Annotated in this window: 17 protein-coding genes and 2 pseudogenes; 3 read left to right on the top strand and 16 right to left on the bottom strand. The window is 43.7% G+C overall.

Going from position 1 to position 13,760, the window contains the following annotated elements; genetic code table 11:
- From F6K37_RS17735 to F6K37_RS17715, 5 genes and pseudogenes are all read right to left on the bottom strand, one after another.
- Nucleotides 1-263 (bottom strand): annotated as a pseudogene (locus tag F6K37_RS17735) (AAA-like domain-containing protein); the annotation flags it as partial.
- 152 nt (nucleotides 264-415) lie between these two features.
- Nucleotides 416-1,795 (bottom strand): AAA-like domain-containing protein, encoded by a 1,380-nt coding sequence (locus F6K37_RS17730; RefSeq protein ID WP_287251405.1) that lies wholly within the window; start codon nucleotides 1,793-1,795, stop codon nucleotides 416-418.
- A 246-nt stretch (nucleotides 1,796-2,041) separates the two neighbouring features.
- Nucleotides 2,042-2,170 (bottom strand): hypothetical protein, encoded by a 129-nt coding sequence (locus tag F6K37_RS17725; RefSeq protein WP_008190170.1) that lies wholly within the window; start codon nucleotides 2,168-2,170, stop codon nucleotides 2,042-2,044.
- Between the two features lie 71 nt (nucleotides 2,171-2,241).
- Nucleotides 2,242-2,376 carry a hypothetical protein gene (locus tag F6K37_RS17720; protein WP_267872111.1) on the bottom strand — a complete coding sequence of 45 codons (135 nt, stop codon included), beginning with the start codon at nucleotides 2,374-2,376 and terminating at the stop codon, nucleotides 2,242-2,244.
- A gap of 134 nt (nucleotides 2,377-2,510) precedes the next feature.
- Nucleotides 2,511-2,744 carry a hypothetical protein gene (locus tag F6K37_RS17715; protein WP_008190172.1) on the bottom strand — a complete coding sequence of 78 codons (234 nt, stop codon included), beginning with the start codon at nucleotides 2,742-2,744 and terminating at the stop codon, nucleotides 2,511-2,513.
- Between the two features lie 935 nt (nucleotides 2,745-3,679).
- Between F6K37_RS17715 and F6K37_RS17710 the strand changes: the two genes are divergently transcribed.
- Entirely contained in the window at nucleotides 3,680-3,970 is a 291-nt protein-coding gene (locus F6K37_RS17710; RefSeq protein WP_008190174.1) for a TRADD-N-associated membrane domain-containing protein, read from the top strand.
- Between the two features lie 63 nt (nucleotides 3,971-4,033).
- Here the strand turns inward: F6K37_RS17710 and lexA are convergent, their stop codons facing one another.
- On the bottom strand, nucleotides 4,034-4,666 hold the full coding sequence (gene lexA / locus F6K37_RS17705; RefSeq protein WP_008190176.1) for a transcriptional repressor LexA: 633 nt from the start codon (nucleotides 4,664-4,666) through the stop codon (nucleotides 4,034-4,036).
- Between the two features lie 144 nt (nucleotides 4,667-4,810).
- On the opposite strand from lexA, the gene F6K37_RS17700 reads away from it, so the two are divergent.
- Nucleotides 4,811-5,074, top strand: coding sequence for a hypothetical protein (locus F6K37_RS17700; RefSeq protein WP_154659959.1), 264 nt, complete (start codon nucleotides 4,811-4,813; stop codon nucleotides 5,072-5,074).
- Here the strand turns inward: F6K37_RS17700 and argF are convergent.
- Nucleotides 5,060-5,980, bottom strand: coding sequence for an ornithine carbamoyltransferase (argF, locus tag F6K37_RS17695; protein ID WP_008190182.1), 921 nt, complete (start codon nucleotides 5,978-5,980; stop codon nucleotides 5,060-5,062). The two genes, F6K37_RS17700 and argF, sit on opposite strands and share 15 nt — an antisense overlap.
- Nucleotides 5,981-6,536: 556 nt before the next feature.
- Between argF and F6K37_RS17690 the strand changes: the two genes are divergently transcribed.
- Nucleotides 6,537-8,171 carry an alpha/beta hydrolase gene (locus F6K37_RS17690; protein WP_008190184.1) on the top strand — a complete coding sequence of 545 codons (1,635 nt, stop codon included), beginning with the start codon at nucleotides 6,537-6,539 and terminating at the stop codon, nucleotides 8,169-8,171.
- 204 nt (nucleotides 8,172-8,375) lie between these two features.
- Here F6K37_RS17690 and F6K37_RS17685 read toward each other — a convergent pair whose 3' ends face one another.
- The 9 genes and pseudogenes from F6K37_RS17685 to rimK form a co-directional block, all read right to left on the bottom strand.
- Nucleotides 8,376-8,669, bottom strand: coding sequence for a TroA family protein (locus F6K37_RS17685; protein WP_008190185.1), 294 nt, complete (start codon nucleotides 8,667-8,669; stop codon nucleotides 8,376-8,378).
- A gap of 84 nt (nucleotides 8,670-8,753) precedes the next feature.
- Complete coding sequence (locus F6K37_RS17680; protein ID WP_008190188.1) at nucleotides 8,754-9,131, bottom strand: hypothetical protein; 378 nt, start codon at nucleotides 9,129-9,131, stop codon at nucleotides 8,754-8,756.
- 185 nt (nucleotides 9,132-9,316) lie between these two features.
- Nucleotides 9,317-9,583 carry a hypothetical protein gene (locus F6K37_RS17675; RefSeq protein ID WP_287251403.1) on the bottom strand — a complete coding sequence of 89 codons (267 nt, stop codon included), beginning with the start codon at nucleotides 9,581-9,583 and terminating at the stop codon, nucleotides 9,317-9,319.
- Nucleotides 9,584-9,622: 39 nt separating this feature from the next.
- Nucleotides 9,623-9,757 carry a hypothetical protein gene (locus F6K37_RS17670; RefSeq protein ID WP_287251402.1) on the bottom strand — a complete coding sequence of 45 codons (135 nt, stop codon included), beginning with the start codon at nucleotides 9,755-9,757 and terminating at the stop codon, nucleotides 9,623-9,625.
- Between the two features lie 36 nt (nucleotides 9,758-9,793).
- A complete protein-coding gene (locus F6K37_RS17665) occupies nucleotides 9,794-10,033 on the bottom strand; it encodes a hypothetical protein (protein ID WP_008190191.1) in 240 nt (79 codons plus the stop codon).
- A 49-nt stretch (nucleotides 10,034-10,082) separates the two neighbouring features.
- Nucleotides 10,083-11,528, bottom strand: coding sequence for a PRC-barrel domain-containing protein (locus F6K37_RS17660; RefSeq protein WP_008190193.1), 1,446 nt, complete (start codon nucleotides 11,526-11,528; stop codon nucleotides 10,083-10,085).
- 555 nt (nucleotides 11,529-12,083) lie between these two features.
- The gene (locus F6K37_RS17655) at nucleotides 12,084-12,464 is read right to left on the bottom strand and encodes a hypothetical protein (RefSeq protein WP_008190197.1); all 381 of its coding nucleotides are present in this window, start codon (nucleotides 12,462-12,464) and stop codon (nucleotides 12,084-12,086) included.
- 79 nt (nucleotides 12,465-12,543) lie between these two features.
- On the bottom strand, nucleotides 12,544-12,771 hold the full coding sequence (locus F6K37_RS17650) for a hypothetical protein (RefSeq protein WP_044495330.1): 228 nt from the start codon (nucleotides 12,769-12,771) through the stop codon (nucleotides 12,544-12,546).
- A gap of 115 nt (nucleotides 12,772-12,886) precedes the next feature.
- Nucleotides 12,887-13,663 (bottom strand): annotated as a pseudogene (gene rimK, locus F6K37_RS17645) (30S ribosomal protein S6--L-glutamate ligase); the annotation flags it as partial.
- Nucleotides 13,664-13,760: the final 97 nt, after the last annotated feature.

The following is a 13,760-nucleotide window of genomic DNA, read 5'->3' as shown; positions in this document are numbered from 1 at the left end:
CCATACCACTGCTGGGAGGTTACTTGATTGCCAATCCTGGTCACATCAATAGAGGCACAAGCTACTCCCGCCTTTGTTAGCTTTTCCATGGTTCGTAGCCGCAAACTGGACTTACCCATCTGTCGGGAATTCAGCACATAACAAAACTCCCCAGCCATCAATGCCTGAAAAAGCTCGTGATCAGCTTGTCGCGTCACATAAGTGGGTTCATAGTGAGGTAAACTACCCCCTACTTTATAGACTGTTGATTGTTGATTGTTCATTGTTGAATAGGGAACAGGGAATAGGGAACAGGGAACAGTGGGAAGTGTGGGAAGTGTGGGAAGTGTGGGGAGATGGGGGAGTGATGTCAAAGTCCCCCAGAATTGGGGGATTTAGGGGGCATTGATGTCAAAGTTTCCCATAATTGAAGGATTTAGGGGGCATTGCCTAAGTCCTGTTCCTGCTGTGTTGATAATAATGATATTACCCCGACTCCCGACTCCCGACTCCCGACTCCCTGCTCCCTATTCCCTAAAATGCGATCGCTAAAATACTGACGATACAAATTACATCTCAAACTACAATCATTCCCATGGCGTTGAACCAGTCCCATACTTTCCAACTTGCGAGTTATATTAGCATCTAGGCGCACCGGCTTGGCTGTACTAACTAATAGTTTAACAGCGTCCAGCAATTGGGGATGCTCTTGAATACTAGTTAAGAGTGAGAGCAGATGACTGCGATAAATTCCTGCTTCTGTGGGGGCTAAATCCAAAAATTTATCCAGGGTATTTTCTACTGCTTGGTGATTATTCATATGATAAAAAGCTTGGGACAATAAATAGGGATGTCCCCCAACCATTGCCATCAGCTTGGTTATTGAATCCACAGATAAGGTCAACCCATAACTCTCGGCAAACTCGTTAACCTGCTGAGCATTAAACTCTAGTAACTCTATAGGTACTCCCACATTAAACGGCGACTTATTGATATCTAAATCAATATAAATTTCCGTGGCATGACCCACCACCAAGCGCAGTTTTTCCCAACTATCCTCAAACTTACCACTCTCATGCCAACTACGGAGCAAGGGCAGAAATCCTTCCGCAATCTCTTGATGCTGAAACACTCGATCAAGGTCATCCAAGCACAACACTAATGGACTTTCTAAAGAGTCTAACAAATACTCTTCAAAGTAGGCCGTGCAGTTGTCTACACTGGTAAAAAAACTATCATCCCAATAGGTCTGCAACTGATTGGCCAATTTCAGTTTGTTACCAACTTGTCCACAAAACGACTTTAAAAATATATCTAAATTAGTGAAATCTAGCCCATTCATGTTTAAGTAAACCCTGCCATAAACCTGTTTTTCGTCATGGGCGATAATCTTATGAATCAGTAAGGTTTTGCCCATCAGTTTCGGCGCTTTAATCCGAATTAACGCTGCTGGTTTAACAATTTCCTGATAACAACGAGCTTCCATGGGTGGGCGCTCAATATAAATCTCTTGATCAGCTCTAGGTCGAGACGATGACAACCCGCACTCTTTTAATACTTGTTCAGCCACTAATTCCGGCTTATAGGTATTAACGATTTCAACTAAGTCACAACGACTCTTACAACCGTTAGCTTCAATATCAAAGTCTTGATAGATTTGTTGAATATGCTTTCTTACACTAGAGTCATGAGTGGCATCTAGCACTTTGTATTGGATTTCTTTATCTTTCTTGCCGCCCACCACCGCCTCCAACACTTGTCGCCTTTTCCAAGGCATGGTCTTGAATTTTTCCTGGAAGGCTTCTTTACTAATCATAGGCGATCGCTGCTTGTGCCCTAGGTAGTCCTATAGTTAGTTTAAAGTATTGTTGATGATTTCATCAAGATAGAGACAATAATTTCACGAAGTTTTTTTTAGCAGTGAAAAAATAATCACCGAGATTTTCTTGGAGTTTCACTAATGTGAAGATGTGAAGAGCCGTGAACTAACGTGAAGTTTGTTCGTAAGCATTCAGCTATCAGCTATCAGCTATCAGCTATCAGTTTATGCGCTACGGGCACGCTACGCGAACAGCCAAAGGCCAACGGCTGACCGCTGACCGCTGACTGCTGACGGCTGATAGCTTACCAAAAAAAATTCGGTCAAGTTTTGGTTAAGCAATTCTTGACCGAATTCTAATATATAAGCCATTACAAGTATTGCTGAGCTAATCAGCTGATCAGCTATCAGCTGATTAGCAATCAGTTATCAGCTATCAGCTATTAGCCATTCGCGTAGCGTGGCCAAAGGCCAAGGCTGACGGCTGACCGCTGACGGCTGACGGCTGACCGCTGATCACTGACCACTGACCACTGAATGCTTACCTCAGCAACTGATCCAAAACAACAACATTCCAACTTCTAACTCAGTAAACTAACCTCCACAAAACAAATTTCACTGATGGTCGCCAGGGCGTCAAAACCCTGTCTTGATGCAGTCGCTCATGGGGGAAACCCCCAAGACCGCGCTGCATCGCTGGCAAATTACTATCCTAGTCTACATAAAAATAGCGAATCAAGCTGCTCATAACCTCACCGGGCTTACCGGTAGGCTCGGGAGTGCTCCACTCGTCGGGATAGGCGTACTTAAGGCCATAAATGGCAAGAATTGTCTTCCGAACTTGTTCAGGAGAACCAACCAATAAGTGCTTGACTTTCTTACGTTTGCGACCAGGGTTTTCTGGGGTGTTATTGTCATCGGAGTTAGGCGGAATGTTGTTGGTCATGAATCGTGACTCGTGTAAATTGATTATATTATTAATATATTTATAAATTAATCATTTGTCAAGGTATTTAGAGATTTTTTTTTATTACGAAATATGGAGATTGTGGAGAGTGAAATAAATCGTATAATCGTAGGGTGGGCAGTGCTTGATAGCAATTTCAAAGCTTGTAGTAGCTTTAATTGGCACTGCCCACCAGCAGAAAATAAATTGTAAAATATAGTAAAATGAATCGTAAGTTAAAATGAATCGTAGGGTGGGCAGTGTTCCTATATTTTTTTTTAGCTTGTAGTCAGTAAAATGAATCGTAGGGTGGGCAGTGCTTGATAGCAATTTCAAAGCTTGTAGCAGGTTAAATCGGCACTGCCCACCAGCAGAAAATAAATTATAAAATAGTAGTTGTATAAATTTTTGCTAAAATGAATCGTAAGGTGGGCAGTAATCATACCAATTTAAAAGCTTACCATCGGGATTATACTTACTGCCCACCCTACATCAACTACTCTGCCCACCAACAGAAAATTAATTGTAAAATAGAGTAAAATGAATCCTAGGGTGGGCAGTAATCATACTAATTCCAAAGCTTACCATCGGGATTATACTTACTGCCCACCCTACATCAACTTCTCTGCCCACCAACAGAAAATTAATTGTAAGATAGAGTAAAATCAATCGTAAGGTGGGCAGTAATCATACTAATTCCAAAGCTTACCATCGGGATTATACTTACTGCCCACCCTACATCAACTACTACCTATTCCCTAGTTTCACGATTTTTTAGAAAGCAGTGAACAACTAATCACGGAGATATTTTTTGATATTCACCAATAGTAAAAATCGTGAACTAAGTGAACTTTGAAATCACAAATTACTAATATTAATTTATTGAGCCTATAGTTGGAGATAAGAGGGTTACTCAACTAAAGGCTGAATAAATCATGTCTAAATCAAACAAAGAATCTGACCCAGAAACCACCTACTTTAACGAGCGCATTCGTCAAGCCAAGCTTGCCTTTAACTTGCTTGTCGGGGCTACAATTATAAGCGGGATTGTGGGTCTAATCGGGGCAGGATTATTAATGTCCAACAAGCTATCTGATGGAATAGTTACTACCAGTGTGGGATTAGCATCAAGTATGCGTTTTGTTAAGCTAGCTAAGGATGCTAATGACCGGCTAGATGAAGCGATTAGAGAAGCAGAAGAGGAAGATGATAATGAAGAGTCGTAGAGACTAATTATAGCCCAGGGAATAGGAAACCCTGTTCCCTATTCCGGACAACTGTTGGGAAGTCTAATGTATCGCTGCTGGTGTTAGATGCTGCTCATATCCCCGCCAGACACCAACTAATACTCCTTGAACCTGAACATGTTTTGCCATCACTTCTATGGGGTGGTACTTAGCATTAGAGGGTTTGAGAGTAACTTTGTGACCCTTACGATAGAAACGTTTCAAGGTTGTACCATGTCCATCCACCCGTGCCGCTACAATTAGACCATTCTTGATGTCATCGGGATCAGGCACTGGTCGCATAATCACCACATCCCCTTCTGTAATTAAATCTTCGATCATGCTGTCTCCAGTAACCCGCAGAGCAAAGTTACCTGGTTGGTGGAAGAAGCCAGATATATTCAACTCCTCAACTGTGTCGGTGAAGGGTTCCACTAGGCCCCCGGCTGCGATCGCTCCTAAGACAGGAACTCCCAAATTAGAATGCCGCAGCAGCCTAATCGTCCGGGCTTTTCCTTCCGTCCAATCAATATATCCCTTACTACGCAAATGTTCCAGCCTACTCTGAATCGGTGCTGGTGAGCGCAAGTTCATTGCTCTCATCATTTGCCGGATCGAAGGGGCATGGTGTGACACCCGAATATAATTAACCAGCCAATCGTAGAGTTCTTGTTGAGCAGATGTGAGGTTTTCCATAAGACTCTTGACAAAAAATGGTCGTTCTTAGTGATTGCTCTATAGAACATTGGTACTATCAACTATTGTCATTTGTCCAGAGTATTGTTCGGTTTTGGAGGGTGGTAAGTGTGTTAAGTGTGGGGAGATGGGGAGAAACCGGAGATGGGGAGAAACCGGAGATGGGGAGAAACCGAAGATGGGGAGAAACCGGAGATGGGGAGTCATAGCATTTTTCCTAGCTATGAAGTAAACAGGATTTTTTCCCGATTCCCGATTCCCGATTCCCGATTCCCGATTCCCGTTCCCCTCCTGGGAGGGGTTAGGGGTGGGTTCCGACTCCCGACTCCCGACTCCCTACTCCCGATTCCCGATTCCCTACTCCCGATTCCCTATTCCCTATTCCCTTACCATTCACTCAACCCCTAAAAGACTGACCAGTAAAGCTTTTTGAGCATGTAAACGGTTTTCGGCCTGGTCCCAAACACGCGATCGCGAGCCTTCGATTACCTGGTTTGTAATTTCTTCTCCCCGGTGAGCGGGTAAACAGTGGAGTACAATTGCTGATGGGTCGGCATGGTCTAACAACTGTTGATTAACTTGATAAGGCTCAAAAATTGGAATTCGCTCCTCAGCTGAAGCTTCCTGACCCATACTTGCCCAAACATCAGTATAAATTACTTGAGATTCCTTGGCAGCAGCTATTGGGTCATTGGTAACCATTACTTCTGTGCGGCTAGCTGCGGTTTTCAGGGCAAGCTCACAAATAGCACTATCAGGTTGATAAGCTGGTGGTGTGGCGACTCTGACATTCATTCCCATTAGAGCGCAGCCCAACATTAGTGAATGAGCGACATTATTACCGTCGCCAACATAAGTCAATGTCAAACCAGCCAGTGTTCCAAAGCATTCCTGAATCGTTAACAAATCGGCTAAAATCTGACAGGGATGCTCCCAATCAGTCAAAGCATTAATAATTGGAATCTTGGCATATTCAGCAAAGGTTTCCAACTGTTTTTGCTCAAAGGTACGAATTGCTAGAATATCCAAATACCGATCTAACACTCGCGCTGTATCTACTACCGGTTCTCCACGACCAACTTGGGTGACATTGGGATTTAAGTCAATCACCTGACCGCCTAGTTGGTACATAGCTACGGAAAAACTAACCCGTGTTCGTGTGGAAGCCTTATAAAACAATAATCCCAAAACCTTATTGCACCTAGGATTCCACTGACCTTTTTTTAACTTAGTGGCTTTATCCAATAGTTCCTGAATGTCACTAGCACTGAGGTCTGTGAAGCCTAGAAAATCGCGTCCTTTTAACGTATTCATGTTCTGTATTCAATGAGTAAACTAGTTTCCCATAGCCACAGTTATACACACAATTGCCCAGAAAACAAAGTGTACTATTTACCTGGAATGAGCACCTTATAGCTCCCCAGTTTTTGTTAAGATGCACCATCTTAAGACGCTATCATATTTATCTTAAAAAATCATAGCCATTCTCCCAAAAAAGACTAAAAAACTAGTTAGTCTTTTCTAGGAAAACAACCTTGAATCTTGGCTAGAGTTATTCACTCTACCACAAAATTTCGCTATAACATAATCCCAGTCTATTTAATCTAGCCCTAAATGTCATCAAAAATTGACAAATCCTTATTAAATAATACAAATGTCTGGCCCGATTCAGCACTAGGGAGTGGGGAGTCGGGAGTGGGGAGTCGGGAACAGGTAGTAGCGCTATAGTATTTACATTTGAGATGTGAACAAATAATGAAATGCGTTAGGGAACACAAAACTCCGGATACATAACAATATTAGGTAATACAGCGTTTTTTGTATTAGAAAAAATGACAATCTAGTTTTACAAATCATTTGGAAACCCTATATGTTCAGATTCGCAAAAGGTAAACCACAAACTAGACTAAGATGGCTGCTGCTGAATCTAGGATTGTTGGTCACCCCAGTGATGATTTATGCACCAGTTGAGGCAGCAGAGAAAATCTATATTTCCTATGGTCCAATCGAGTTTTCTCTACCGATCGCAGCTCTAGAAGTTTATGCGACAGTTGGCAAAGTTGAGCCATCCTTAGCTTTCTATGCGGGGTATGTAAAGCCGGAAGAATTCAAACAACTGCGGGAGGTCTTAATCACTCCCATTGATGTCACACCAGTAGCGATCGCTCAATTCCTCTACTCACCTCAAGGGGAAATAATTCTACAACGGGTAGGTGAAGTCATACAAACCAAAGCTCGTCAACCCGGTTTCTATGCCATTCGAGCTGCTTTAATCAAAGCCGCTTTTAAGCCAGAAGGGTTGACGATTTTGAATGTGTTGCAGGAATTTCCGACTTACGGCATTCGGATTAACTCACAACGGGGTTTTGAAATTATTGATGACTTATCGAAGCTGATTCAGCAAACCCAGATCGCCATTGCAGCAGTGGAACAGGCATCAGAGCAGGAAGCCGCAGCCCAGACAGAGCGAGGTTTATCCGATTTTTCCCTAGACTTACGGCAACCCGGTTCAGTCAACTATGCCAAGCAAACCATTACCTTCGATCACCTCAGCCGTCGCCGAGAGTTTCCCGTTGACTTGTATTTGCCAGAGTCCCCAAGGGAAGGGTTAGCACCAGTGATTGTTATTTCCCACGGACTGGGTTCAGAACGGAAGACATTTGAGTACTTAGCCCGTCACCTGGCATCCCATGGATTTGCTGTGGCTGTACCGGAACATCCAGGCAGTAATGCGGATCAAATACAGGCTTTGTTAACTGGTCTTGCCAAAGAGGCAGCTCCACCATCAGAATTTATTAACCGTCCTGTGGATATTAAGTTGTTACTGGATGAACTAGAAAGTTCCTTTAAAGGGCAGTTAAATTTGCAACAGGTGGGAGTATTAGGTCAGTCCTTTGGGGGTTACACATCCTTAGCTCTTGCTGGAGCCGAGATCAATTTTGAGCAATTGCAAAAGGATTGCGCTCCTTTAAATCAGGATACCTTGAATATATCCCTACTACTTCAGTGTCGTGCCTTTGACTTGCCACCACAGGACTATCAGTTATCGGATCAACGGATTAAAGGTGCGATCGCAATTAATCCAATTACTAGCACAGTCTTAGGAAAATCCCAACTTAGCGAAATTCAAGTGCCGCTGATGGTAGTCGCTGGTAGTGGTGATACCATAGCGCCAGCGTTACCAGAACAGATTCAACCCTTTACTTGGCTGACAACTCTACAGAAGTATCTAGTATTGCTCAAGAGAGGAACCCACTTTTCCACCCTCGCCCCATCAGAAGATGATGTCCCCTTACCTGAGGCAGTGGTTGGTCCTGACCCAACTATTGCTCAGGAGTATATGAAGGCATTGAGTTTAGCATTTTTCCAAACCTATATTGCTGGTAAATCAGAGTACCAAGCTTATCTGAGTGCTGCCTATGCTCAATCCCTTAGTCAAGAGCTGATGCCCTTGAGTTTGCTGACAATTCTCGATCCTCTGGTACGGGAAAAAGCGGGGTTGTAAGGTAAGAATTTAGCGGTCAGCGGTCAGCGGTCAGTGGTCAGTGGTCAGTGGTCAGTGGTCAGCTTATTTGATTCAAAAGCTGTTCGGTGTAGCCTGCCCTATAGGCATAAGCTAATAGCACCTCAAGTAGCACCATCTGTAGCGCTTAAGCTGGTAGCACCTCAAGTAGCGTGTGCGTAGCACATAAGCTGATAGCTTACTCAATTATTGATTTACAGCCCCACCTTTTGGACTATTTTCCGCTGAGGTCGCAGTCACAGGAGGGTTAGACTGATCAAAATTAGCCAAGTCTTGAAAAGCGTTGGCTAAAACCACTAGGGCTTGTTGGCGGTGCTTAACGCTTTCTTGTACTCCTTGGACTTGTTTTTCTAGTGCTGAAAGTTTTTTTTGGTTAGCTTCTAAGTCAGTTGCCAGATTCGATGGCACTTGGTTTTTAAGTTCAGATAGCTGACGTTCTAGCTGTTGAACTTGTTTTGCTATAGCAATTCTATCTCCCATGAGGTACAAAGGTATCCCCCGTTGGTCCCCCTTAAAAAGGGGGACTTTGAGGTTTATAACTGTACCTCATAAATTCAATAAACGCTATAGTTCTAATTCTCCCTGAGCCTCTTTCAATGACGTAATTTCTGTAGTTAGCTGCTTGAGCTGGGTATAAAAGAAATATCCTGTCCATGCTCCTGCTGCTCCCACCATCAAGATTAAAATCATCCAAATAGCGGTGAAGCGACCCATTTTTTTCTGTAGCTGCTTTGTTTCTTGCTCATGTTTCTTCTTATCGGACATGGCAGTCATTTGAAATTCCACCAATGCTTCAGCGACTTCTTCGATATGTTGCTGTTGGAGATTAGCAAGAGGATTGGCTGGGGTAACAACAGGAAGGGCTGTGTTGGGAAGGGCTTTGTTGTCTATAAAAAAATCGTTGATCGTGCTTTTTTCACTTAGATGATTGTTGTTAGACATGGCCTTGATTAGAAACTGTTTAGTGTTGAGGGTTGATAGCAAAGAGAACAGTGATTAGTTAGTAGGTAGTAGATAGTAGGTAATTTATGATCAACAATGGGCAAAATTAATTGAGTAATACTCTAGTGTTTAGTGTTTAGTGTTTAGTGTTAACCGTCAATAATTAATCAAAAAAGTTACCGGTTTTATTGAGTGTTTTTCCAGGAATTTACTGGTGCAAATTGCTGCTGCAACTGCTTGTAAGTCATAGCACCAAGGGGACTGATGGCAGCAATACTACCTCCTAGGATCACAATACTTAAAACCAGCAAGATTTGGAGCCGTTTCACTGAGGCTTCTAGGGCTTGCACCTCCTGTTGCAGCCCATTGATAACTCTAAGTGCTCTGAGGTCAGACCATATACTATCTTCTTGAAGAAATTCGCAATCGCTATTGTTGTCAGTCGTAATCATTGTTTGAATACTCCTTCAATAAAGGTTTCTTGCTACCTTCTAAGTGATTACTGAGTAAGCATTCAGCCGTTGGCCGTAGGCCAACGGCTGAGAGCTGAGGGCTGAGAGCTGAGGGCTGAGAGCTGAGGGCTGAGAGCTGAGGGCTGAGAGCTGTTCGCCTAGGGTGCGTGGCACAGGCTTCTAGCCTGTGAAGTAGCGCATATGCTTACATTACTGATCAGCGATCATTAACACAGAGATGATGTTCTGCAGAGAGCTCTGTTTTTCTTTTCTCTCGGATGCAGCGGTTTCTGCTGGTGTTTGGGGTGCAGTTGCTTCTGGTGAACTCGGAGTAGGTTTAGACTGAGAGTTTTCATTACCATCAGTAGCTAGAGATAACAAAGATGCGATCGCTAAAATACTTAGCACCATTGCAAATTGTCTAGTTACCAGTATTGCAACTTGTCTCATGGTATTTTTCTCCTTGAGTTGTATAGACAAAACACGTTGCTCAAATGAGTTAGTGCTTAAGAGCTGTTTCGGCAGATTCTGGTTCAGAACTAGCTTTGAGTGTCTTGTCTTTCTGAGCAGCGTCTGTAGTAGTAGGGGAGTCAGCACTCGGCAACTTTGTCTTTACTTGAACTAGTTTTTCCTTAGCCTGGTCAGTCAGCTGTTTAGTAGTTTGTTGTGCTTGACCAGCAACCTCAGAAAACTTATTTTGCCTATTCTCCGCTACTTTTTTAGTAGTTTCTTGCACTTGAGTGGTGACATCAGAAAGCTTCTGTTGAGCATTACCAGTCACCTGTTTAGCAGTCTGTTGCACTTGAGTAGCAATCTCATAAAACTTCTCTTGGGCATTGCCCGCTACTTTTTTATTGGTCTGTTGTGCTTGACCAGCGACCTCAGAGAGCTTCTGTTGAGCATTACCAGTTAGCTGCTTAGTGGTCTGTTGTGCTTGACCAGCAACTTCAGAGAACTTATTTTGGCTATTCTCCGCTACTTTTTTAGTAGTTTCTTGCACTTGAGTGGTGACATCAGAAAACTTCTCTTGAACATTACCAGTCACCTGTTTAGTAGTCTGTTGCACTTGACCAGCAACCTCAGAAAACTTATTTTGGCTATTCTCCGCTACTTTTTTAGTAGTCTGTTGTACTTGACCAGCAACCTCAGAAAACTTATTTTGGCTATTCTCCGCTACTTTTTTAGTAGTTTCTTGCACTTGAGTGGTGACCTCAGAGAACTTATCTTGAGCATTACCAGTTAGCTCTTTAGTGGTCTGTTGCACTTGACCAGCGACATCAGAGAGCTTCTCTTGGGCATTCCCCGCTACTGTTTTAGCATTTTCTTGGACTTGAGTCGCTAGCCCCTGAGCCCCTTCCATCAGCCCCGCCATATCTTCCTTGGTTTTGGCGTAGTCATCTTTCAAGGATTCAGCCGCCTGAGCAACTTTTTGGTTGATGCCATCGGTATACTGCTCAGCGTTTTGCACCATCGCCTCGATCGCCATCACTCGTTTACCCCCCACACTAGCGATGGCGACAGGGGGAAGTCGGTAGGTGCCATCAGTGACACCACGCCAGCCCTTGGAGCCAAAGATATACTCAACTACCTTTCCAGTTTGGGGGTCGAATCTATAGTCCACCAAAGTACCTGCCTGATTCCCTCCGTCCGTCCACAACTGATGTCCCACAATCGATTCCACTGATGGGGGTTTTTTCGGTGCGGTTTCCGAGTCAAGGTAAACTAGAATGCTGTCGGAGCCAATCGCCTCAATTTCTGCCCAAGTAAATGACCGTTTTTTGCGACCCAGCAGTCCTGACTTGCAAACCAAACCCAAAACTTTATGAGCCATTGGGTCGAGCCACAGCTCAGCTACCCGACCAATTTCTTCAGTGTTTTGGCGATTCAGTACTATCCGGTTGATTACATCACTGTGCTTAATGGCAGTTTCTGATTGTGTGTTCATCAACGTTCTCCTTAGTTTTAAATCAGAGTTTTTAGAGCAAATCTGGTAGCATCGGAGTTGTTAACAACTGGCATTTGCCTCAATTGACTCTTTCGATCTCCTCCTCCCCTCTATAGTCACGACATTAGGCATCAGCTGGTTGTTTAGGCCGAAACAGAGTATTTACTTAGAAATTCGGCTCCTTTGATTAAGCTCTGATGAAAGATTAATCAAACTTTGTGAACAAACTGTGAGGATGCTAGTGGCCTTGGGCGCTAAAAAAGCTTTTGAATGACGGATATCAAAGCAACAACAGAATTCTTCTGTAAGCAGAAAATTGTCAACTGCTTGACCAGATTTGTAAACTATTGGGTTGGTGAAAATTCCTAACTCAAGGTGTAAGCATTCAGCCGTCAGCATTCAGCCGTCAGCTTATTTTATCCAAAAGCTGTTCGGTGTCAGGATAGGCTGAGCCAGCGGTAAACTTTTCAGGACTTACGCATAAAGGCGTTTCTCGTACTTATGAGGTACACTCAATTTTATTCCCCCTACTCCCTACTCCCTACTCCCTGCTCCCTACTCCCTGCTGCCTTGCACTTGCTCCCCCAGCCACTTAGTAATTAGTTCTGGACAATTCTTCTTAAACCAACGCAGAGCAACAACTCTGAAGGCTGGTTTCGACATACGGGCAATTGATTTCATCATCCAGTTGAGGGAGCGAGATTGAAACTTTTTGTTGATCAGGTTGACTGAGCCGACATCGTAGAGGCAATCAAGGATGAGCTTCACGGTAGCTTCTTCCCTCTCTACTAAATGTTCCAGCAGCAGCAGGACATCATGCATACGCTCGTTTTGCATGCGCTCTTCTGCCAAGATTTTCGGCACCTCGACCAATGGTTCGGAAGATGTCATCATACTGGTGGTATCGATACTTGACTGTTCCAGGCTTGGATTCATTCCTGACACCCTAATCAATAATTTACCTATTTTCTAGTAACTATAACCTAGGATTGCGTCAAAATTGAATTGATCAGCATTAGGTACCCTTACACAAGCATTGGAAGAGTTTGCCACGAATCACGATCAAGCCCTTGATCATAGCTAGCGATCGCGCTTTTTTAGTAATCTGATTACTCATCTCATTTTTTCGGATTGCTTCCGGTAGGGGAAAAGAAATATAATCTGAGCATCCTAGTCCCAAGAAAGAGCAGAAGCAAGGATAGCTAATGAATAACCAGCCCATCCTCTCCCCATCATCGTCCATTTACCCTAGATAGCCAGTTAAGTTTGTAATCGCTGACTATCTCTACGGGGTCGGTCTTTCTCTGTAAAGGCTTGCTGAAAATTTAATCACAATTAAATCACAATTAAATCACAATTTAATACTTGATGCGATCGCGAACAGCTCCACTTCCAGGCCCACCTTTTTTCTCATTCGCAGCACTTTTTTCGAGAAATCCAATAATCTTCCCGGCCACATCCACCCCAGTCGCCTTTTCAATTCCTTCTAGTCCTGGTGAAGAATTAACTTCCAACACTAGCGGACCACGATGGGAGCGTACCATGTCTACCCCAGCTATGGGTAATCCCATGGCTTTAGCAGCACGAATTGCTGTGCTACGCTCTTCAGGGGTTAACTGGATTTTTTCTGCTGTTCCCCCTCGGTGTAGGTTCGAGCGGAATTCCCCTTCTGCTCCCTGTCGCTTCATTGATGCCACTACCTTACTATCAATCACAAGGCAGCGAATATCCATACCCCCTGCTTCTTTGATAAATTCTTGGACTAAAATATTGGCGTCTAAACAGCGATTGGCTTCAATAACGGACTTGGCAGCTTGATGGGTTTCTGCCAGTACCACCCCAATGCCTTGGGTACCCTCCAATAGTTTAATAACCAAAGGAGCACCACCTACCATCTCGATTAAACCGTCAATATCTTGGGTTGAATGGGCAAAGCCAGTTACGGGCAAACCAATACCTTCACGAGAAAGGATATGTTGAGAGCGTAGTTGATCACGGGAGCGGGAAATTGCCTGAGTTGGATTAGCACTAAAAACATCCATCACTTCAAACTGCCGTACAACAGCGGTGCCATAGAAGGTCTTTGATGCCCCGATCCGGGGAATAATGGCATCAAAGTTTTCTAAAGGTTTTCCCTGATCTAGCAGAAGTCAGAAGTCATTTGTCATTTGTCAGAAGTCAAACTCTTGCGCTTCTTGATGCAGTCGCTCATGGGGGAAACCCCCAAGACCG

Source organism: Moorena sp. SIO4E2 (assembly GCF_010671945.1).
Lineage (GTDB): Bacteria > Cyanobacteriota > Cyanobacteriia > Cyanobacteriales > Coleofasciculaceae > Moorena > Moorena producens.
The sequence above is the reverse complement of the archived record's forward strand: the minus strand, read 5'-3'. Positions and strand labels throughout refer to the sequence as shown.